Raw genomic sequence first — 18,823 nt, forward strand, 5'->3', positions numbered from 1 at the left:
GGTCACGCACCGCTTATTCGTCGTGCGCCCATGGCCGCGTCGGTAGGCTCAATGGCTGCGCCGCCAGGAGCGCTCGATAGCCAGGCAGCGCGCCACGCCGACATTTCCAGGGGTCTGGGGGATCATCCCCCAGAACTTCCCCTTACTTCTGCCACCTTCCGATAAAGAACCCGTCCAGCCCGCCGACATCGGCCAGCATCCCCGGATCGGTCCGCACCCAGCCCTCGGCCGTGGGCGCAAGCCCTTCCGGCAGTTCCGATGCCGTGACCGGAACCGGCGTCAGCGAGACCTTGTCCGCCTGTTCCTCGCCCTCTTCCGGTTCCATCGAACAGACCGCATAGACCAGCCGCCCGCCCGGCTTGAGCCAGCCCGCGGCGCGTTCCAGCATCTTTTCCTGGATCGCGGTCATGTCCTCGATCTGGCGCCCGGCGATGCGGTGGAGCACGTCGGGATGGCGGCGGGCCGTGCCGGTGGCGGTGCAAGGGGCGTCGAGCAGGATCGCGTCGAACTTTTCCTCCGGCTCCCAGGTCAGGACATCGGCCTGCACCACTTCGGCCTCCAGGCCGATGCGCCTGAGGTTGTCGCGCAGGCGTTCGAGGCGGCGCTTGGAATTGTCGATCGCGGTGACCTGCCAGCCCGCCGCCGCCAGTTGCAGCGTCTTGCCGCCCGGCGCCGCGCAGAGATCGAGCGCCTTGCGCCCCTCACCCGCGCCCAGCAGCCGTGCGGGCAGGCTGGCGGCAAGGTCCTGCACCCACCAGGCGCCGTCGCGGAAGCCTTCGAGATGCTCGACCGCGGTGCCGCGTGCCAGGCGAACATGGCCGGCCATCAGGGAAGTGCCGCCAAGGCGCTCGGCCCATTCGGCGGTCTGCTCGGGATAGCGTAGCGCCAGATCGAGCGGCGGCGGCTCGGCCAGACCGGCAGCAATCGCCTCGGCGCGCACGCCCCAGCGCCCGGCCACATCCTCGGGCAGGGTCGGCACGTCGGGAAGCGTGACGCCGTTCTTGGTCAGGGTGGAGAACACGCCATGCGCCAGCCTGCGCGGGCCGCCCATCAGCAGCGGCAGGCCGGTGGCGATCACCGCGTGAGCGGGCGTTTCCAGCCGCAGGACTTGCGCCAGCATGATCTGCAGCACGGCGCGCGCCTTGGCATCGGGGGCGAGCGGCAGACGCGTGGCGCTGTCGATCAGTTCGTCGAGGTCGGTGCGCCAGCGCAGCACTTCGCCGGCAATGGCGCGGGCGAGCGCCCGGTCGGCATCGCCGCCGACACGGGCCAGCGCGGAGCCACCCGCCTGGTCAAGCGTTTCACCCCGCCGCAGCACGGCATCGATAAGGTTGAGCGCGGCACGGCGCGCCGGAAGGCCGGGAATGTCCATCGCCTGCCCCTATAGCGGATTGCGTTTTGACGCTACCTCCACCACATGGGCTGAATGACACAGCGCGCCACCCAACGTCCCGAAGGCTTCACCAAGCCCACCCACTGGACGAACGACCCCGCGCCCCAGCCCTCCCCGCCGTCCGCAGAAACGGCAGGGGCCGCGCAGGAGGAGCAGGACCCCGACGGGATTTCGCCCACCCGCTACGGCGACTGGGTGCGCAACGGCATCGCCATCGACTTCTGATTCCCCGCTACCGGGGACGGCCTACCAGTCCCGCGCCATCGGCGGCAGGCGCTCGACCAGGAAGTCGATCCAGGCCCTCGTCTTCGCTGCCGGCCGCCGGGTGCGGTGCGTGACGGCGTGGACCGCGCCGAGGTCGAGCAGTTCGGCGCCCAGGTCCAGTTCCACCAGCCTCCCTGCGGCGATGGCGCGGTCCACGAAGAAGCGCGGGCCGTAGACGAGTCCCATGCCCGCCTCCGCCGCCTGGGCCAGAACCTGCCCGTTGTTGGCATGCAGACTGCCCCGCACCGCGACCGCGCGGCTGCCGTCGCGGCCGAAGCCCCAGCGCGTGGCGCCGGTCTCGTTGCCCAGAGTGTAGCCGAGGCATTCATGCCCTGCGAGATCCTCGACGGATTGCGGCCTGCCGTGCCGTGCGAGGTAGGCGGGCGCGGCGCAGATCGCCATGCGCACCGGCGCCAGCTTGCGCGCCACCAGGTTGCTGTCCGCCAGTCGGCCGATGCGCACGGCAACGTCCCAGCGCTCTTCGAGCAGGTCCACCACCCGGTCGTTGAGGCCAAGCTCGACCGTGACGGCCGGGTAGAGCGCGTGAAATTCCGTGACGAGGCGCGCCAGATAGGCGCTGCCGAAAGCGGCCGGACCGGAGACGCGCAGCAGGCCCTCCACTGCGGCGGACTGGGCCATCGCCTCGGCATCGGCATCCTCCAGTTCGGCCAGGACGCGCTCCGCCTTGTCGAGATAGGCCGCCCCCACTTCGGTCAGCGCCAGCCGCCGCGTCGTGCGGTTCACCAAGGTCGCACCCAGGCGCTGCTCCAGCGCATTGAGGTGCTTGGCCGCCATCGCCGGCGACATCGAAAGGTCCCGCGCCGCTGCCGAGAGGCCGCCGAGCCGAATCGCCTTCACGAAGACTTCGATGCCTTTCAGCCGGTCCATTCAACACCCCTGGTAGAAAGTCATTCAACGTATGGCATGATTATCACCAGCGGGGCGAAGGTCTAGAGGAGTCTTCGAAAGGAAGCCCCCCATGACATCTACCCCTTCCACCAGCCCCTACGGCGCGTTCATCCTGCGCGTCGCGCTCGGCGTGCTGTTCCTGGCGCACTTCTCGCTCAAGATGTTCGTCTTCACCCCGGCCGGCGCGGCCGGCTTCTTCGGCAGCCTCGGCCTGCCGCCGGCGCTTGCCTATGTGACCATGGCGGCGGAACTGCTCGGCGGTCTGGCACTGATCCTGGGCATCTACGCCCGCGCCGTGGCGCTGGCCTTGATCCCGCTGCTGCTCGGCACCATCGTCATGGTGCATGGAGCCAACGGCTTCTTCTTCGATGGCAAGGGCGGCGGCTGGGAATATCCCGCCTTCTGGTCCATTGCCCTCCTCGTCCTGGCCCTGATCGGCGACGGCGCCCACGCGCTCGTGCCGACCCGGCGCTGAGGCTTCCGCTCTGAAAGGAACGCGATCCATGACCCGCCAACCCACCTTCTTCATCCCTCACGGCGGCGGCCCCTGCTTCTTCATGCCCGACCCGCAGGGCAACTGGGCCTCCATGGCCGCGTTCCTGCAAGGCCTTCCCGCGCGCCTGCCAGAGGCGCCCAAGGCGATCCTGGTCGTCTCGGGACACTGGGAAACCGAGGGCTTCGCCTTCACCGGCGCCGAGCAGCCGCCGCTGCTGTTCGACTACTACGGCTTCCCCCAGCACACCTACGAACTGCGCTTCGACGCGCCCGGATCGCCTGCCCTGGCCGCCCGCGCCAGCCAGCTCCTGCGCGAGGCAGGCTTCGCGGCCGCCCCGGACCCGCAGCGCGGCTATGACCACGGGGTGTTCGTGCCGCTCAAGGTGGCCTGGCCCGAGGCCGACGTGCCCGTCGTCGAGATGTCGCTCGACCGCTCGCTCGACCCGGCCCTGCATCTTGCCGCCGGACGCGCGCTCGCCCCGCTGCGCGATGAAGGCGTGCTGATCCTGGGTTCGGGCATGAGCTTCCACAACATGCGCGGCTACGGCAATCCAGCCTCCACCGAGCCCTCCCAGGCCTTCGACCAATGGTTGACCCGGGCCGCCGGATCCGGCGCCGAAAACCGCGCCGAGGCGCTGTCGCACTGGGCCGAAGCACCCGGCGGGCGCTTCTCCCACCCGCGCGAGGAACACCTCCTGCCGCTGATGGTCGCCGCTGGCGCGGCCGAAGGTGCGGGCGAGAAGGTCTATTCGGACCTCGTGCTCAAGACCGCGATCTCGGCGTTCCGGTTCGACTGAGACAAGGGAAGTCGCGGGGGTCCGGGGGCATTTCCAGCGTCCGGGCCCCGGATCCTCGCTCTTTCCTCAATGCAGCAATTCGCAGCGGTTCCGCCCGCCGCGCTTGGCGGCATAGAGCGGGCCGTCCGCCGCGGCGAGCCAGTCCTCAACGCTGCCGATCGCCTCGCTCAGGGGCGCGATGCCGAAGCTGGCGGTGACGCGGATGCTCATGCCGCCGGGCAGCGGAATGTCATGCTCCGCCAAAGTCTCGCGGAATCGCTCCACCGCCGCGAGCGCTTCGCCGGGGCCGGTTTCCGGAAGGAGCACGGCGAACTCCTCCCCGCCCAGCCTGCCGAGAAAGTCGACGGGACGCGTGGAGCCGACCACCGTGGCCGCCATTTCCCGCAGCACCGCATCGCCCGCAGGATGGCCGTGCGTGTCGTTGACCTGCTTGAAGTGGTCGAGATCGATCAGCACCAGGCAGCAAGGCCGCCCATAGCGGCGGAAGCGCGCGATCTCCTGCTTCGCCTTGTCCACGAAGCCGCGGCGCGTGAGCGCGCCGGTCAGCTGGTCGCGCTCGGCGATGCGGCGCAATTCCAGCTCGTTCATGACGATGCGCGCGAAGTTGCCGAGGATGGCGACTTCCGCCTCGTTGAAATCGCGCACTTTGTCGTCGATCGCGCAGAGCACGCCGATATTGTAGCCTTCCGGCGTCAGCAGCGGGATGCCCGCGTAGCTGCGCACGCCGGGGTCGGTGGCGACGAAGGGATTGTTGGCGAAGCGCGCATCGAGCCTGGCGTCGGAAATCAGGAACGGCGCGGTCTGCTGGATCGCATGGGTGCAGAACGAGACATTGCGCGGCGTCTCGGCCACATCCAGCCCGCTGCGCGCCTTGAACCACTGCCGATCCGCATCGACCAGGGTGACGGCCGCCATCGGCACGCCCAGCACGGCCCGCACCAGCGAGACGACATGTTCGAACGCTTCTTCCGGTTCGGTGTCCAGCACGTCGAGATTGCGCAGCGCCGCGAGGCGGCCCTGCTCGTCGTTGAGGATGGTTTGGGGGAGCATAGAGGCGTTCCGACCGCGCCATGGCCGCAAGGGCCCTGGCGATGTTGATCCACTGACCGAAAACCGGCGGTTCGACCTGCCGGCACCCGATCTCGAAAGGGCGCTTGAGCCACGCGCAAGGCATTTGTGCCGATTCCCGGCGGCGGCTCCCTGTCCACGTAGACATCCCTAGAGCAGGATTGAATTCCTAAAAACGCCCGTCGTCGTCCGTGGAATGCAATCTACATCAATTTTCGGGAGCGGGCGGCAGGTGTGATCGCAATATCAGGGGTTTATCTCGATCGGCGTGCCATCAGGCACCGTTTCGTAGAGCGCCTCGATCTCCGGGTTGGAGACGGCAATGCAGCCGTCCGTCCAGTCACCGCGCACTCGGCCGGTCTCCAGGTCGTTGGGCTGGCCGTGGATCATGATCATTCCCCCCGCCGAACGGCCGCGAGCCTGGGCATAGGCCCGGTCCGCGGCATTGGGGTAGGAGATGTGGAGCGAGAGGTGATAGGCGCTTTGCGGATTGCCCCAGTCGATCTCGTAGCGGCCTTCGGGGGTGCGCTCGTCGCCTTCGAAGCGCTTGGGGCCGATGGGCGCGTCGCCGAGCTGGATGTGCTCGATCACATGGACGAGCCGGTCGCCGGACCAGAGTTCCATGGTCCGCGCCGCCTTGCGCACGCGGATCAGGTCGATTTGGGGGAGCTGGAGAGCAGGCTCGGCTTCCGCAGCGCCCAGCAAAAGCAGGAGCGGCGCGAGTTTGAACCCGCGCCGCACCGCATCAATCCAGGAAGGGATCGCGCACGAGGATGGTATCCTCGCGCTCGGGGCTGGTGGAGACCAGCGCCACCGGGGTCTCGATCAGTTCCTGCACACGCTGGATGTACTTGATCGCCTGTGCGGGCAGATCGGCCCAGGAACGGGCGCCGGCCGTGGTGCCCTGCCAGCCGTCCATTTCCTCGTAGATCGGCTCGACATTGGCCTGGTCGGCGGCGTGGCTGGGGAAGTAGTCCAGCACTTTGCCGTTCAGGCGATAGCCGGTGCAGATCCGCACCTTCTCGAAGCCGTCGAGCACGTCGAGCTTGGTCAGCGCGATGCCGGTGACGCCGGAGATCGCGCAGGACTGGCGGGTGAGCACGGCGTCGAACCAGCCGCAGCGGCGCTTGCGGCCGGTGACGGTGCCGAATTCATGGCCGCGTTCGCCGAGGCGCTGGCCGGTCTCGTCCTCCAGCTCGGTCGGGAACGGGCCCGAGCCGACGCGAGTGGTATAGGCCTTGACGATGCCCAGCACGAAGCCGGTGGCCGAGGGGCCGAGGCCCGAACCCGAAGCCGCCGTGCCCGAAACCGTGTTCGAGCTGGTGACGAAGGGATACGTGCCGTGATCGACGTCGAGCAGCACGCCCTGCGCGCCTTCGAACAGGATGCGGGCGCCGGCCTTGCGGACCTTGTTCAGGCGCTTCCACACCGGCTGCGCGAACTGGAGCACGAACGGCGCGATCTCGCGCAGTTCGTTGATGAGTGCCTCGCGATCGACCGGCGGCTGGTTGAAGCCGGCACGAAGTGCGTCGTGATGCGCGCAAAGGCGGTCGAGCTGCGGCTCCAGCGCATCGAGGTGCGCAAGGTCGCAGACGCGGATGGCGCGGCGGCCGACCTTGTCCTCGTAAGCCGGGCCGATGCCGCGGCCGGTGGTGCCGATCTTGCCCGAACCGGCAGCAGTTTCGCGCAGCCCGTCGAGGTCGCGGTGAAGCGGCAGGATCAGCGGGCAATTGTCCGCGATCGCGAAGTTGTCCGGATTGATCTCCACGCCCTGGCCGCGAAGCTTCTCGACTTCGGACTTGAGGTGCCAGGGATCGAGCACCACGCCATTGCCGATGATCGACAGCGTGCCGGTGACGATGCCCGAAGGCAGCAGGCTGAGCTTGTAGACCTGCTCGCCCACGACGAGCGTATGGCCGGCATTGTGGCCGCCCTGGAAACGGACGACGGCGTCGGCGCGGCTTGCCAGCCAGTCGACGATCTTGCCCTTGCCCTCATCGCCCCACTGGGCGCCGATCACGGTTACGTTGGCCATGGATATACTCCTCCACCCTGCCACGGTGGATCCTATAACGCCCTTCGACAGGTCTCGGCGATATGGATTTTCATTGGGGCGGAAGCGCCCCGGCTTTTCGTCCGCGCCCTAGTGGCAAGGCGCATGGCTAGTCAAGGGCCGTGATCCCGGACCCGATCGGCCGATATCAGAGCGCGACAGCCTCTGCGCCGTCCAGCCGGTGCGAGCAGCCGAGCGCGACGGGATCGTCGCTTTCGGCCAGCGCCGCCACGGTGGTCCAGCCGATGGCACGCTGCTGCCCGGCCACGCGCGGGTCGTGGCCCAGAGGCAGGAACAGCTTGCGCTGCGCCTGCGGCTCGGCAGCCAGCAGGTCCACCAGCGGATCGGGATAGAGCGAGAAACCGGTCGCCGCTTCCGGGTGGTGCCCGGTCTGGCCGAGGATCCGGTAAGTGCCGCCCCGGCCGAGGCTGCCGGAGATGCCCTCGGCATAGATCGTGAAGCCGAACCACGACTGATATTCGAAGCCGTGACGCTCCGAAGGGTCGAGCGTGATGCGGGCCTTGTCGCCCACACGTGCGGCGATCTCGCGCAGGCCGGCGATGCGGCTGGCGAGCGCCCCGGCACTGCCGACGACGCCGGCTTCACCGGGCGTGTCGAAGGCGGCAAGACGCTCGATCGCGCTGGCGAAAGGACCGACCGCGTAGAGCAGCGGCAGATAAGCCTCGCCGCCCACGTCGACGAGGCCGCCGGCATCCTTGGCGTCGAGCATCTGGCGCACCGCGCCGATCCGCGCTTCCGGCAGCGGCAGCGCTTCTGCGGAAAGGGTGTCGACGATATCGGGCAGCGTGAAGTCCACCGAGATCCCGGTAGCCCCGGCCGCGCGCAGCGCTTCGATCGCCAGTTCCACCACTTCCCCGGCGGCAGCGACCGAATCGGTGCCGATCAGCTCGGCGCCGAGCTGGAGATGCTCGCGGCGCGGATCGAGGCCGTCGCCCTTGATGGTGCAGACTTGTCCCGAATAGGACAAGCGCAGCGGGCGCGGCGCTTCCGCCAGCCCCGTGGCGGCAATGCGGGCGATCTGCGCGGTCATGTCCGAACGCAGCGCCAGCATCCGCATCGACACCGAATCGACGAAGCGGAACATGCGCCGCACCTGCACGCCGGCCATGCGGCTGGCCAGCGCTTTTTCGAATTCGATCAGCGGCGTTTCGACACGCTCGTAGCCATGGCCCTGGAGCACGTCATGCGCCATTCGGCGCACTTGCTGGGAGGCCCAGGCCTGCTGCGGAAGACGGTCGCCCAGTCCTTCGGGCAAGAGATCGCGGTCGTTGTCCTGCATGATGGTGGCGCCCTTAGCGGGGTGGGCGGGAAATGTCGAATGACACCTGCCCCCTGCGATGCATCTGTCGCCAGAAAGCGAAAGCCTGCGACAATTTGCGTGAAATTTCCTGTCAACAAACGCCGGCCATGACGCTATCCCGCCGGCATCGTCTGGCGGGACGACACATCCAGTCACAGCCCATCCCTGCATGGGCCGGACCGCCAGGCATGCGCCCTGCTCGCGACCGAGCCCGGCTGTCCTGCCCGCTGCGTCCTGCCCTGCCCTGCGAACAACGGTCGAGGTCCATGCGCAAGATTTCCCTGCTTCTCCTGCCCCTGCTGCTCATCCAGACGCCTGCCCATGCCCAGATGGGAGGCGGCGACGACATGGGGGGAATGGGCGGAATGGGCGGCGGCGGCGGAATGGGCGGCGGCGGTGGTCCGGGGGGCGGCCCTCCCGGGGGATCCGGCGGCGGCGGAAAGCCCCGCGCCCCGAAGCCGATCTCCCGCGCGCGCTATGACAAGATCGTCACCGCCATGTTCCGCGAGGCCGATACCAACCGCGATGGACTGGCCACGCTGGAGGAATTCCACGCCCTGGTGAACGCCCGGCGCGACGCCGCGATCAGGGGCCGCTTCGCCAAAGTCGATGCCAATGGCGACGGCACGATCTCGATGGCGGAGTTCACCGCCTGGCAGCAGCAGATGGGCTCGCTCGCCACTGACGAACGCGGCGCGGTGGGCGATCGCGCCGGCCAGGTCCTGGAAGTGATCGCCCCCGACCTGGGCTCCGGCAGGGACGATGAAGATGCCCTGCTCGGCAACCTGATCGAGCCAATCTCCGGTACGCTGATCGCCAGGGCCAACACGAATTACGACGCGGGCGTCTCGCTGGAGGAACTCCTGGCTTACGAAGGCGCGAAGTTCGAGGCCGCCGATACGGACAAGGACGGCTATCTCTCGATGCAGGAACTGCGCCCCAGGGGCAGCGGCCGCGATGGCCCGGGCGGCATGGGGCCGCGCGGCGGCATGCCGCCGATGGGCCCGCCGCCGTCAGGCCAGTAAAGCACCCGGGACACAGAAAAGGGGCCGACATCCGAAGATGCCGGCCCCTTTTTGCGTCAAGAGCCTTGAACGTGAACGATCAGGCGAACTTGAGCGCCTTGACCGTCTTCACGCCGGGAAGTGCGGTGGCCGCCTTGAGGACGTCCTCCGACACGGCGCTGTCGACCGAGAGCAGCAGCACGGCTTCGCCGCCGGTGTCACGGCGACCCAGGTTGAACGTGCCGATGTTGATGGCGTTCTCGCCCAGCAGGGTGCCGATGCGGCCGATGAAGCCGGGCGCGTCTTCGTTGACGATGTACATCATGTCGCCGGCCAGCTCGGCCTCGACCTTGATGCCGAACATTTCGACGAGGCGCGGCTCGACGTTGTTGAACAGCGTGCCGGCCACCGAACGCTCGCCGGCTTCGGTCTTCACCGAAACGCGGATCAGCGTGTGGTAGTCGCCCTCGCGCTCGGTCTTCACTTCGCGCACTTCAAGGCCGCGCTCCTTGGCGAGGAACGGGGCATTGACCATGTTCACCGTGTCCGACTGGACGCGCAGGAAACCGGCCAGCACGGCGGCGGTGATCGGCTTCTGGTTCAGTTCGGCAGCGGCGCCCTCGACGTGGATCGAGATGCGGGGAACCGAGTCGCGGGTCAGCTGGCCGACCATCGAACCCAGCATTTCGGCCAGCTTCATGTAAGGCTTCAGCTTCGGCGCTTCCTCGGCCGAGAGCGACGGCATGTTGAGCGCGTTGGTGACGCCGCCATTGACCAGGAAGTCGGCCAGCTGCTCGGCCACCTGAAGCGCCACGTTGACCTGGGCTTCGGTGGTCGAGGCGCCGAGGTGCGGGGTGCAGATGAAGTTCGGCGTGCCGAACAGCGGCGAGTCCTTGGCGGGCTCGGTCTGGAACACGTCGAGCGCGGCACCGGCGACGTGGCCGTTGTCGAGCATAGTCTTCAGCGCGGCTTCGTCGATCAGGCCGCCGCGGGCGCAGTTGACGATGCGCACGCCCTTCTTGGTCTTGGCCAGGTTCTCGGCCGAGAGGATGTTGCGGGTCTGGTCGGTCAGCGGCGTGTGCAGCGTGATGAAGTCCGCCCGTTCGAGCAGGGTGTCGAGATCGACCTTCTCCACGCCCATTTCCACGGCGCGTTCCGGCGTCAGGAACGGATCGAAGGCGGCGACCTTCATCTTCAGGCCAAGCGCGCGGCTGGCGACGATCGAGCCGATGTTGCCCGCGCCGATCAGGCCCAGCGTCTTGCCGGTGACTTCAACGCCCATGAAGCCGTTCTTCGGCCACAGGCCTTGCTGGGTCTGCGCGTTGGCTTCGGGGATCTGGCGCGCGAGGGCGAAGATCATGGCGATGGCGTGTTCGGCGGTGGTGATCGAGTTGCCGAACGGGGTGTTCATCACCACGACGCCCTGGGCCGAAGCGGCCGGAATGTCGACGTTGTCGACGCCGATACCGGCGCGGCCGATCACCTTCAGGTTCTTCGCGGCGGCGAGGATTTCCTTGGTGACCTTGGTCGACGAGCGGATGGCAAGGCCGTCATAATCGCCGATGCGGGCGATCAGCTGCTCGGGGGTCTCGCCGGTGATGACGTCTACGTCGCAACCGCGGATCTCGAAGATACGGGCGGCATTGGGATCCATCTTGTCCGAAATGAGGACGCGGGGCTTGGTCATGGAATTATTCCTTCACTCGTCATCCCGGACCTGATCCGGGATCGGTGGAAGTGTTGACGGAGCTTCGCCGGTGGTTTGGCTTCGGCTCCGTCAGCGGTCCCGGATCAAGTCCGGGACGACGTGGAATGGTTTAGCCGGCCTTGACGGTCGCGTAGGCCCAGTCGAGCCACGGTCCCAGCGCCTCGACGTCGGCCGTGTCCACGGTCGCGCCGCACCAGATGCGCAGGCCCGGAGGGGCATCGCGGTATCCGGCGACGTCGTAAGCCGCGCCTTCCTTTTCGAGGAGGGCTGCGAACTTCTTGATGAAGTCGGCATCGGCGCCTTCGACGGAGAGGCAGACCGAGGTCTTGGAGCGGGTGCCGCTGTCGACTGCCAGATGGCTCAGCCAGTCACGCTCGGCGACGATCTTGTCCAGCGCATGGGCATTGGCGTTCGAACGGGCCTTCAGCCCTTCGAGACCGCCCAGACCCTTGGCCCATTCCAGAGCGAAGATCGCGTCCTCGACAGCGAGCATCGAGGGAGTGTTGATGGTTTCGCCCTTGAACACGCCCTCTGCCAGCTTGCCCTTCGAGACAAGGCGGAACACCTTGGGAAGCGGCCAGGCCGGGGTATAGTTTTCAAGGCGTTCAACGGCACGGGGGCCGAGGATCAGCACGCCGTGGCCGCCTTCGCCGCCCAGAACCTTCTGCCAGGAGAAGGTGGCGACGTCGATCTTCGACCAGTCGATGTCGTAGGCGAAGACCGCCGAAGTGGCGTCTGCGAAGGACAGGCCCTCGCGGTCGGCCGGGATCCAGTTGGCGTCCGGAACGCGCACGCCCGAAGTGGTGCCATTCCAGGTGAAGAGCACGTCGTCGGACCAGTCGATCTTGTCGAGGTCGGGCAGCTGGCCGTAATCGGCGCGGAACACGGTGGGTTCCAGCTTCAGCTGCTTGACGGCGTCGGTAACCCAGCCCTCACCGAAGCTTTCCCAGGCCAGCGCGGTCACACCGCGGGCGCCGAGCATGGTCCACATGGCCATCTCGAAGGCGCCGGTGTCGGAGCCGGGGACGATACCGATGCGATGCGTGTCGGGCAGCTGCAGAACTTCGCGCATCAGATCGATGCAATACGCAAGGCGCGTCTTACCGATCTTGGCGCGGTGCGAGCGACCGAGTGCTTCGGTGTTCAGTTTTTCGGGGGCATATCCGGGCGGCTTGGCGCAGGGACCGGAAGAGAAGTGCGGACGCGCAGGTTTGCGCGCGGGTACGCTAATAATATCAGTCATTTCTGACTCTCCTTACAGAGAGCACGCGCGGCGTTGGGACCGCGTGGCCCGGCGCTGCGTCTAAAGAGGCCGGGAAATTTGTCAAACGATTCTCCGGCCGCTTGCGCCAGATCGTTTCCCGTTTTCGATCTTTCCCAGTGCTTCCATGCGCAAAACCAGCGGAATTCCGCGCATTCGCTATTCGGTGGAAAACCGCGCGCCGCGCGTTTCCCGCCTCATGGCTGGCCGGGTAAGCTCCCGTTCACGCCAGTCCCGGATGCTTGGACGCGATGATGACGCCCCGGATTACGACGCCGCCGCACCGATTGCTGCCTTCACGGTCTTCGCTGGGCCTCTCGCTGCTGCTGCCGCTGGCGGCGGTTCTGAGCGGCTGCATCGATCGCGCGGAACAGCCGCGCGGACGAGGCGCCCGCCCCTCGGCCCAGTCGCGCCCCGCCGCGCCGCCGCCTTCCCGCGAACTGCGCCAGTGCATGGCAACGCTCGGCGCGCAGAACGCCGTCTTCACGCCCGTGACGGACCGGTACTATGGGAACGGCTGCTCCACCCTGGGCACGGTGAAACTCTCGGCCCTGAACACCGACCGGGCGACCGTATCGGTGACCAACCTCGGCCCCGTGACCTGCACCACGGCCACGCCCTTCGCGGCCTGGGCGCGCTACGGCGTCGACCGGGCGGCGCAGCAGATCCTCGGCAGCCGCATCCTGAGCATCGAGACTTATGGCAGCTACAACTGCCGCAACGTCGCCGGCACCGCGCGCCGCTCAGGCCATGCCACCGCCAATGCCATCGATGTGTCCGGCTTCGTCCTGGCCGACGGCCGCCGCATCACCGTGCTGGGCGACTGGAGCAACGGCACCCCCGCCGAACGCCGCTTCCTGCGCGTCGTCCACGACAGCGCCTGCAAACGCTTCGGCACCACGCTCGGCCCCGATTACAACGAAGCCCACAAGAACCACTTCCACCTCGAAGCGGACGGCGCGAACTTCTGCCGCTAAGGCTTCGCGTTCATTTTGGAGGTCAGGTCCATCGTCATCAGTTTCGGCAGGCCGGCCTTCAGGTTGAGCCGCGTGTTCGTGACTTGCGCGGTATCGGCTACGACCATGAAGCGCTCCCGGCGCAGCATACCGGTGGAGTCGGCCGGAAGGTCAAGCGGCGCATAGCGGCGCCCGACCAAGGCCTTTTTCATGATGCCAATCAGCCCTGAGCTTACTTTGGGGGCCTGAGACACGATCTCCACATCCCGAACCGCCCCGTCCGGGCCGATCCGATAGTTGAAATCGACCCACTGGTTAGACCCCGCGGTCGGCATGACATAGCCGAGTTCGGCGGACGAGCCCGCCCCCAATTCGACCGAAGGCGCATAGATCAGGAGCGGCGTCGAAACCTTGACCCCGGCCAGCCCCCGCATGACCTCATCCACGTCTGCATCCTTGTCCGAAAGGAGCTTGAGCCTGGCGGTCAGGGCATGTGCTGCATCGCGCATGGGCTTCATGGCGGGATCTGTCGTCTCGCGCAAAGCCGCGTAGCGCTTTCGGCTTTCATAGGCATAAGCCGGATTGACGCTGGCAGCCATGGCATAGAACCGCAGCGAGCGGAACATGGCGGCACCCTGCACCGCCGGCCAGCCCGATTCCTCCGCGCGCCGCGCCACGGCATCGTACATGTGAACGGCCGCGGAATACTTGCCTTGTCGCAGGAAAACGTCAGCTACCGTCAGGCGTTTGGCGGCAATGGAGGGATCGTCGGCCGGCAAGCCTGCCTTCAAGGCATCGATCGAATCGAAAGTCGCTATTCGCCCATAGTCCGGCATGCCCAGCAGCAAAGCCACGTCCGCGTCGAACTGGAGCAATCCGCTTACTTCCCGGGGCAGGCTTTCGGCATAGCGCTTATTGCGGGAGCGCGACTTTATGAGCGTTTTACGCGCGCCCTGGATCTCACCGGCGACGAGCTGGTTCTCCGCATGCTCCATGGAGGCAGCGATGTCTTCGGCGGGCGTGCAACGCCGGGCGAGGCACTGTTCCAGCGAGGCCGCCGTGGAGCGCAGGCTGCGCCCGGTGACCGTTACCATCGAATCCGCGAATTCGTCCTGGGCCGGCGACACCCGAACGGGGGGCGCCTTATTCGCCGAGTCGGCGGCTTGCAGCAGCAGAAGCGGTAGAATGAGCATCACGATCTCCTCCAGGGGCGAGGATGGAACGAGGACCGGAACGGGGCACGATCCAGCGATTACTCATTAGCATGTAGTAAAATACAAGATTATCAAGGCTTCGTAGCGCGCCTGCGCGCGATCGCCGCATGAGAAACAACCAAACCGGATTGAACAGTGCCGGAGCGACTGCTCGCCCCGGCACGGCTTCAGGCTTTCGATCTACTCAGAACGGCAGTTTGTAGAAATTGACCGCGTTGTCCTGGAGGACCTTCTTCTTCACCGCGTAATCGTAGCCGCCCAGCACGTCCTTGATATGCGCCTGCACGCCCGGATAGAGCGAGGTCGGGTGCGGGAAGTCGGTTTCGAACATCACGTTGTCGACGCCGATGGTTTCCAGCAGCAGCTTGGGCGCGATCTTCTCGAACCAGAAGGTGCACTTGAAGTGGTCGCGGAAGTAGTCCCAGGGCTGCTTCTTCAGCACGTTGCGCTTGCTGGGCAGCATTTCCTGGAACTGGTGTTCCAGCGCTTCCACGGCGAAAGGCACCCAGCCCATGCCGCTCTCGATCAGGCCGATCTTGAGGTTCGGGTGACGGTCGAGTCGGCCCGAGACCATCCAGTTGCCCAGCGTCGCGGCATTGCCGATGGAGAACATCGTCGCGACCACCGAAAGGGTCTGTTCGAAAGCGAAGCCTTCCCAGGTCAGGGTGTTCGGGTCGATCGCGGCGTTGAGGTGGAAGTTGAGCGAAATGCCTTCCGCGTCGATCATTTCGAGGAACGGCGTCCAGTATTCATGGTTGAAGCTGGGCACGCCGACGCGCTCGGGCGTATCGGGCAGCACGAAGCCGCGCAGGCCCATGTCGATGCAGCGGCGCGCTTCCTTTTCCATCTCCGCCTTGTTCCAGAACGGCAGGTGCGCCATCGGGAACAGGCGCTCGCCCGAGTCGCGCTGATATTCGGCGTTGAAATCGTTGAACACTTTCATGATCGTGACGGCGAGATCGTCGTCGCCCAGCGTCATCAGCATGCCCGCCTGGGTGATGCCCGAGTTCTGGAAGCAGATCTGCGCATAGACGCCCATGTCGTCCATCGCCTTCAGGCGCGGGGCGATCTCGTGACCACCCGGATGGGCTTCCTCCAGGGTGGGGAAGGCCAGGCGGCCGAGCAGCTTGTTGTTGTCCTTGCGGATCACGTTGCCGCCGAGCGAGCCGCAGTTGCGGTCCCCGATGTACCAGCGGTCCACCCCGTCGGCATCGCGCTTCACGAACGGCATCTTGGCCTTCAGGCCCACCGGCGCGCGGTCCGTGAACAGCGTTGGCGGTTCGCTGAGGTGCGTGTCCGTATCGACGATCTTGATGCCTTCCAGCGTCGGATCGAGGCCGCCGGACTGGGTTGCGTAGTCAACCTCGCGGATCACTCCGCCCTTGGTGTAGCCTTCCGCCGACCAGTACTTGCGCGCAGATTCCTGCATTTCCTTCGTGTCGCCATCAGCCATGGCCTGTCTCCCAAAACAATTGGGGCTCATGTCGCAACCTCGGGGGCTGCGGGTCAATCGAGAGCCCAACGCCGAGACGATGAATGGCCGCAAGCCCTGCCGGGAACGGCGCGCGCGCTGCGCTGCGCCTTGCCGCGCGGGGGATGCCCGGGCATCCATGGCCTCGGGAGAGAACATCATGCCACACATCCGAACGCTCGACGACATCCGCGTCGATTTCGATGCCGCCCCGGACAACGTTCCGAAGGATCGCATCGTCGACCTGGGCTTTGCCATGGGCACCGAGCCCAACGACCTCCTGGATCCCTATGAGCCCTGCGGCTGGCTTTCCGGCCCGGAGATCCCGCGCCTGCTCTACGCGCCGCCGGCCCGGCACGGCCTGGGCGCGATCAGCGGGCGGCAGCAGGGCAACTGGGTGGTCAGCCACTATGAGGACATCGAGCGCGTCTATACCGACAATGCGCATTTCTCGAACGCGGGCACGGCCGAATTCCAGCGGCTGATCGGCGAGACCTTCAAGTCGATCCCCCTCGCCATCGATCCGCCCGACCACCAGAAGTACCGGCTCTACCTGATGCCCTATTTCTCGCCCGCCCGGATCACGCGCGAGCTGGAACCGCGCATCCGCGACGTGGTGACCGAGATGATCGACGCCGTGGCGGGCAAGGGCGAGGTCGACATGGCCTGGGACTTCGCACGGGTCTATCCGGTGCGGATATTCATGGGCCTGATGGGCTTTCCCGACGAGAAGTTCGAACAGTTCCTCGACTGGGAATGGGACATCCTCCATTCCGGCAGCCTCGAAAAGATGCAGGCCGCACTGCGCGGCGTGCTCGAATTCCTGCGGGGCTTCATCGCCGAGAAGGAAGCGGAACCCGACGAGCACCTCGTCTCCGCCATCGTCCACGGCAGGATCGGCGGCCAGGCCGAAGGTCGCCCGCCGACCGAGGACGAGAAGATCGGCATGGTGTGGTTCCTCTGGCTGGGCGGCCTCGATACCGTGGCGGCCACCATCGCCCAGATGTTCCGCCGTCTCGCGCTCCAGCCCGACCTGCAGCGGCGCATCCGCGAGAATCCGGCGCTGATCAACTCGGCGGTCGAGGAATTCCTGCGCACGCAGCCGATCCTCTCATCCGCCCGCACCGCCACCCGGGACTTCGAGTGGCATGGGATCCAGGTGCGCCAGGGCGATTCGTTCTCCTGCCTCAACCCCTCGGGCAATTTCGACCCTGCCCATTTCGAGAACCCGCGCACCTTCGATCCCGAGCGCAAGGCCAACCGTCACTTCACGTTCGTGGGCGGGGTGCACATCTGCCTCGGCGCGCACCTGGCGCGACGCGAGCTGCGGCTGCTGCTGGAGGAGTGGTTCGCGCGCATTCCCGAATTCCGGGTGAAGCCGGGCGCGGACACGGCCGTGTTCCCGGGGCTGCTGTCGATCCGCAACCTGCCGATCGTCTGGGACGTGACGTCACCGCCAGCGTCGTAGCCGAAGCGGCAGGTGGCCGCAGGTTCCGGGGACATCGCCCCCGGAACCTGGCCGTCAAGTCCGGCGCTCTCAGACTTTCGCCGGTGCCAGCCTCGGGCTGAGCAGGTGGACCACTGCCAGCGCCAGCAGATAGGCCCCCGCGCAGATCCCGAAGAGCACCTCGTAGCTGTGCGTCGTGTCGAGGATGTAGCCCGCGAAGAGCGCCATGCCCATGCCGCCGAAAGCGCCGACGGTGCCGCCGATGCCCACCACCGATCCCACCGCGCCGCGCGGGAAGACGTCGGACGGGAAAGTGTAGAGATTGGCCGAGAAGGCCTGGTGTGCGGCCGTGGCGATACCGATTACCAGCACGGCGGCCCAGACGCTGTCCAGCGACTGCGCGAACCAGATCGGCAGCACGCAGAAGGCGCAAATCAGCATCGTGATCTTGCGCGCGAAGTTCGGCGTCTTCCCCGCCTTGATGAGCCTGGAGGAAAGCCAGCCGCCGCCCACGCTGCCAAGGTCGGAAATCAGGTAGATCGCCGCAAGCGGCAGGCCGAAGGTCTTGAGGTCGAGGTTGTAGCGCTCGAACAGGTAGCCCGGCAGCCAGAACAGGAAGAACCACCAGATCGGGTCGATCAGGAACTTGCCGAGGGCGAAGGCCCAGGTCTCGCGCACGGTCAGCAGCTTCGACCAGCCGATCTTCTCGACCGGGTCGGCCGGGTCCTGCTGGATCCAGGCGAGTTCGCCGCGCGTGACGCGGGCATGCTCGTTGGGATGGCGGTACATCGCCCACCAGGCGATCAGCCAGAGAATGCCGAAGATGCCGGTGACGAAGAAGGCCACGCGCCAGTCGAACCAGAGCACCAGCAGCGGCACGATCAGCGGCGTCAGGATCGCGCCGACATTGGCGCCGGCATTGAACAGGCCGATCGCGAAGGCGCGCTCCTTCTGCGGGAACCAGTCGGTGACGGCGCGGATGCCGGCGGGGAAATTGCCCGATTCGCCGATGCCGAGGCCGAAGCGCGCCATCGCGAAGGAGGTCACGCCGCTGGCGAAGCCGTGCGCCATGTGGCTGATGGTCCAGATGACCAGGGCGATGGCATAGCCTATCCGCGCGCCCAGGACGTCCACCACTTTGCCGAAGGAGAGGTAGCCGATCGCGTAGGCGAGCTGGAACCAGAAGACGATTCCCGCGAAGTCGGACTCGGTCCAGTGGAATTCGGCCTCGAGCGTGGGCTTGAGCACGCCGATCATCTGCCGGTCGATATAGTTGATCGCCGTCGCCGCGAAGAGCAGCGCGACGATCACCCAGCGATAGCGCCCCGCGGTGGGATGGATTCCCTGGCGGTCGGCCCCGGAACCGTCTGCTCCCGGAACCCCAATTCCGGATTTGGCGCTTCCGGAGTTGGCGGCTCCGGAACCATCCGTGAGATGGCTTTCGGGAATGCCTGCGTTCATC

General features: G+C 66.7%; 17 protein-coding genes. 6 read left to right on the forward strand and 11 right to left on the reverse strand.

Annotated features, from left to right (window positions below; all coding sequences use genetic code 11):
• Nucleotides 1-142: 142 nt before the first annotated feature.
• Nucleotides 143-1,372, reverse strand: coding sequence for an RsmB/NOP family class I SAM-dependent RNA methyltransferase (locus EDF58_RS07430; RefSeq protein ID WP_132263908.1), 1,230 nt, complete (start codon nucleotides 1,370-1,372; stop codon nucleotides 143-145).
• Between the two features lie 54 nt (nucleotides 1,373-1,426).
• Between EDF58_RS07430 and EDF58_RS07435 the strand changes: the two genes are divergently transcribed.
• The gene (locus EDF58_RS07435; RefSeq protein ID WP_132263910.1) at nucleotides 1,427-1,618 is read left to right on the forward strand and encodes a DUF1674 domain-containing protein; all 192 of its coding nucleotides are present in this window, start codon (nucleotides 1,427-1,429) and stop codon (nucleotides 1,616-1,618) included.
• A gap of 21 nt (nucleotides 1,619-1,639) precedes the next feature.
• Here EDF58_RS07435 and EDF58_RS07440 read toward each other — a convergent pair whose 3' ends face one another.
• Nucleotides 1,640-2,545: a LysR family transcriptional regulator gene (locus EDF58_RS07440; RefSeq protein ID WP_132263911.1), complete on the reverse strand. Its 906-nt coding sequence runs from the start codon at nucleotides 2,543-2,545 to the stop codon at nucleotides 1,640-1,642.
• A gap of 91 nt (nucleotides 2,546-2,636) precedes the next feature.
• Here EDF58_RS07440 and EDF58_RS07445 point away from each other — a divergent pair, with 91 nt between their 5' ends.
• The gene (locus EDF58_RS07445) at nucleotides 2,637-3,041 is read left to right on the forward strand and encodes a DoxX family protein (protein ID WP_132263913.1); all 405 of its coding nucleotides are present in this window, start codon (nucleotides 2,637-2,639) and stop codon (nucleotides 3,039-3,041) included.
• Nucleotides 3,042-3,069: 28 nt separating this feature from the next.
• Nucleotides 3,070-3,858, forward strand: a complete 789-nt coding sequence (locus tag EDF58_RS07450) for a class III extradiol ring-cleavage dioxygenase (protein ID WP_132263915.1) — start codon at nucleotides 3,070-3,072, stop codon at nucleotides 3,856-3,858.
• 66 nt (nucleotides 3,859-3,924) lie between these two features.
• Here EDF58_RS07450 and EDF58_RS07455 read toward each other — a convergent pair whose 3' ends face one another.
• From EDF58_RS07455 to EDF58_RS07470, 4 genes are all read right to left on the reverse strand, one after another.
• On the reverse strand, nucleotides 3,925-4,908 hold the full coding sequence (locus EDF58_RS07455; RefSeq protein WP_132263917.1) for a sensor domain-containing diguanylate cyclase: 984 nt from the start codon (nucleotides 4,906-4,908) through the stop codon (nucleotides 3,925-3,927).
• Between the two features lie 264 nt (nucleotides 4,909-5,172).
• Nucleotides 5,173-5,667: a L,D-transpeptidase family protein gene (locus tag EDF58_RS07460; protein WP_132263919.1), complete on the reverse strand. Its 495-nt coding sequence runs from the start codon at nucleotides 5,665-5,667 to the stop codon at nucleotides 5,173-5,175.
• A 4-nt stretch (nucleotides 5,668-5,671) separates the two neighbouring features.
• A complete protein-coding gene (locus EDF58_RS07465) occupies nucleotides 5,672-6,961 on the reverse strand; it encodes an adenylosuccinate synthase (protein WP_132263920.1) in 1,290 nt (429 codons plus the stop codon).
• Between the two features lie 166 nt (nucleotides 6,962-7,127).
• Nucleotides 7,128-8,279, reverse strand: coding sequence for an ATP phosphoribosyltransferase regulatory subunit (locus EDF58_RS07470; RefSeq protein WP_132263922.1), 1,152 nt, complete (start codon nucleotides 8,277-8,279; stop codon nucleotides 7,128-7,130).
• 287 nt (nucleotides 8,280-8,566) lie between these two features.
• On the opposite strand from EDF58_RS07470, the gene EDF58_RS07475 reads away from it, so the two are divergent.
• Nucleotides 8,567-9,325, forward strand: a complete 759-nt coding sequence (locus EDF58_RS07475) for an EF-hand domain-containing protein (RefSeq protein ID WP_132263924.1) — start codon at nucleotides 8,567-8,569, stop codon at nucleotides 9,323-9,325.
• A gap of 79 nt (nucleotides 9,326-9,404) precedes the next feature.
• Here EDF58_RS07475 and serA read toward each other — a convergent pair whose 3' ends face one another.
• Both serA and EDF58_RS07485 read right to left on the reverse strand, forming a co-directional pair.
• Complete coding sequence (serA, locus tag EDF58_RS07480; protein WP_132263926.1) at nucleotides 9,405-10,991, reverse strand: phosphoglycerate dehydrogenase; 1,587 nt, start codon at nucleotides 10,989-10,991, stop codon at nucleotides 9,405-9,407.
• A 130-nt stretch (nucleotides 10,992-11,121) separates the two neighbouring features.
• Nucleotides 11,122-12,255 carry a phosphoserine transaminase gene (locus EDF58_RS07485; RefSeq protein WP_132263928.1) on the reverse strand — a complete coding sequence of 378 codons (1,134 nt, stop codon included), beginning with the start codon at nucleotides 12,253-12,255 and terminating at the stop codon, nucleotides 11,122-11,124.
• A 272-nt stretch (nucleotides 12,256-12,527) separates the two neighbouring features.
• Between EDF58_RS07485 and EDF58_RS07490 the strand changes: the two genes are divergently transcribed.
• Complete coding sequence (locus tag EDF58_RS07490) at nucleotides 12,528-13,250, forward strand: extensin family protein (protein WP_132263930.1); 723 nt, start codon at nucleotides 12,528-12,530, stop codon at nucleotides 13,248-13,250.
• Here EDF58_RS07490 and EDF58_RS07495 read toward each other — a convergent pair.
• Both EDF58_RS07495 and EDF58_RS07500 read right to left on the reverse strand, forming a co-directional pair.
• Entirely contained in the window at nucleotides 13,247-14,356 is a 1,110-nt protein-coding gene (locus tag EDF58_RS07495; RefSeq protein WP_165921345.1) for a hypothetical protein, read from the reverse strand. The genes EDF58_RS07490 and EDF58_RS07495 overlap by 4 nt on opposite strands.
• Nucleotides 14,357-14,627: 271 nt before the next feature.
• The gene (locus EDF58_RS07500) at nucleotides 14,628-15,896 is read right to left on the reverse strand and encodes an amidohydrolase family protein (protein ID WP_132263934.1); all 1,269 of its coding nucleotides are present in this window, start codon (nucleotides 15,894-15,896) and stop codon (nucleotides 14,628-14,630) included.
• Between the two features lie 178 nt (nucleotides 15,897-16,074).
• On the opposite strand from EDF58_RS07500, the gene EDF58_RS07505 reads away from it, so the two are divergent.
• The gene (locus EDF58_RS07505) at nucleotides 16,075-17,382 is read left to right on the forward strand and encodes a cytochrome P450 (protein ID WP_132263936.1); all 1,308 of its coding nucleotides are present in this window, start codon (nucleotides 16,075-16,077) and stop codon (nucleotides 17,380-17,382) included.
• Nucleotides 17,383-17,451: 69 nt separating this feature from the next.
• Here the strand turns inward: EDF58_RS07505 and EDF58_RS07510 are convergent, their stop codons facing one another.
• Nucleotides 17,452-18,822, reverse strand: a complete 1,371-nt coding sequence (locus tag EDF58_RS07510) for an MFS transporter (protein WP_132263938.1) — start codon at nucleotides 18,820-18,822, stop codon at nucleotides 17,452-17,454.
• Nucleotide 18,823 lies beyond the last annotated feature (1 nt).

The organism is Novosphingobium sp. PhB57, from assembly GCF_004342985.1.
GTDB lineage: Bacteria > Pseudomonadota > Alphaproteobacteria > Sphingomonadales > Sphingomonadaceae > Novosphingobium.

What these genes read in the sequence shown, in the direction of transcription:
- EDF58_RS07430 (WP_132263908.1), bottom strand. Translation starts at nt 1,372, where the DNA reads ATGGACATTCCCGGCCTTCCGGCGCGCCGTGCCGCGCTCAACCTTATC.
- EDF58_RS07435 (WP_132263910.1), top strand. Translation starts at nt 1,427, where the DNA reads ATGACACAGCGCGCCACCCAACGTCCCGAAGGCTTCACCAAGCCCACC.
- EDF58_RS07440 (WP_132263911.1), bottom strand. Translation starts at nt 2,545, where the DNA reads ATGGACCGGCTGAAAGGCATCGAAGTCTTCGTGAAGGCGATTCGGCTC.
- EDF58_RS07445 (WP_132263913.1), top strand. Translation starts at nt 2,637, where the DNA reads ATGACATCTACCCCTTCCACCAGCCCCTACGGCGCGTTCATCCTGCGC.
- EDF58_RS07450 (WP_132263915.1), top strand. Translation starts at nt 3,070, where the DNA reads ATGACCCGCCAACCCACCTTCTTCATCCCTCACGGCGGCGGCCCCTGC.
- EDF58_RS07455 (WP_132263917.1), bottom strand. Translation starts at nt 4,908, where the DNA reads ATGCTCCCCCAAACCATCCTCAACGACGAGCAGGGCCGCCTCGCGGCG.
- EDF58_RS07465 (WP_132263920.1), bottom strand. Translation starts at nt 6,961, where the DNA reads ATGGCCAACGTAACCGTGATCGGCGCCCAGTGGGGCGATGAGGGCAAG.
- EDF58_RS07470 (WP_132263922.1), bottom strand. Translation starts at nt 8,279, where the DNA reads ATGCAGGACAACGACCGCGATCTCTTGCCCGAAGGACTGGGCGACCGT.
- EDF58_RS07475 (WP_132263924.1), top strand. Translation starts at nt 8,567, where the DNA reads ATGCGCAAGATTTCCCTGCTTCTCCTGCCCCTGCTGCTCATCCAGACG.
- serA (WP_132263926.1), bottom strand. Translation starts at nt 10,991, where the DNA reads ATGACCAAGCCCCGCGTCCTCATTTCGGACAAGATGGATCCCAATGCC.
- EDF58_RS07485 (WP_132263928.1), bottom strand. Translation starts at nt 12,255, where the DNA reads ATGACTGATATTATTAGCGTACCCGCGCGCAAACCTGCGCGTCCGCAC.
- EDF58_RS07490 (WP_132263930.1), top strand. Translation starts at nt 12,528, where the DNA reads ATGACGCCCCGGATTACGACGCCGCCGCACCGATTGCTGCCTTCACGG.
- EDF58_RS07500 (WP_132263934.1), bottom strand. Translation starts at nt 15,896, where the DNA reads ATGGCTGATGGCGACACGAAGGAAATGCAGGAATCTGCGCGCAAGTAC.
- EDF58_RS07505 (WP_132263936.1), top strand. Translation starts at nt 16,075, where the DNA reads ATGCCACACATCCGAACGCTCGACGACATCCGCGTCGATTTCGATGCC.
- EDF58_RS07510 (WP_132263938.1), bottom strand. Translation starts at nt 18,822, where the DNA reads ATGAACGCAGGCATTCCCGAAAGCCATCTCACGGATGGTTCCGGAGCC.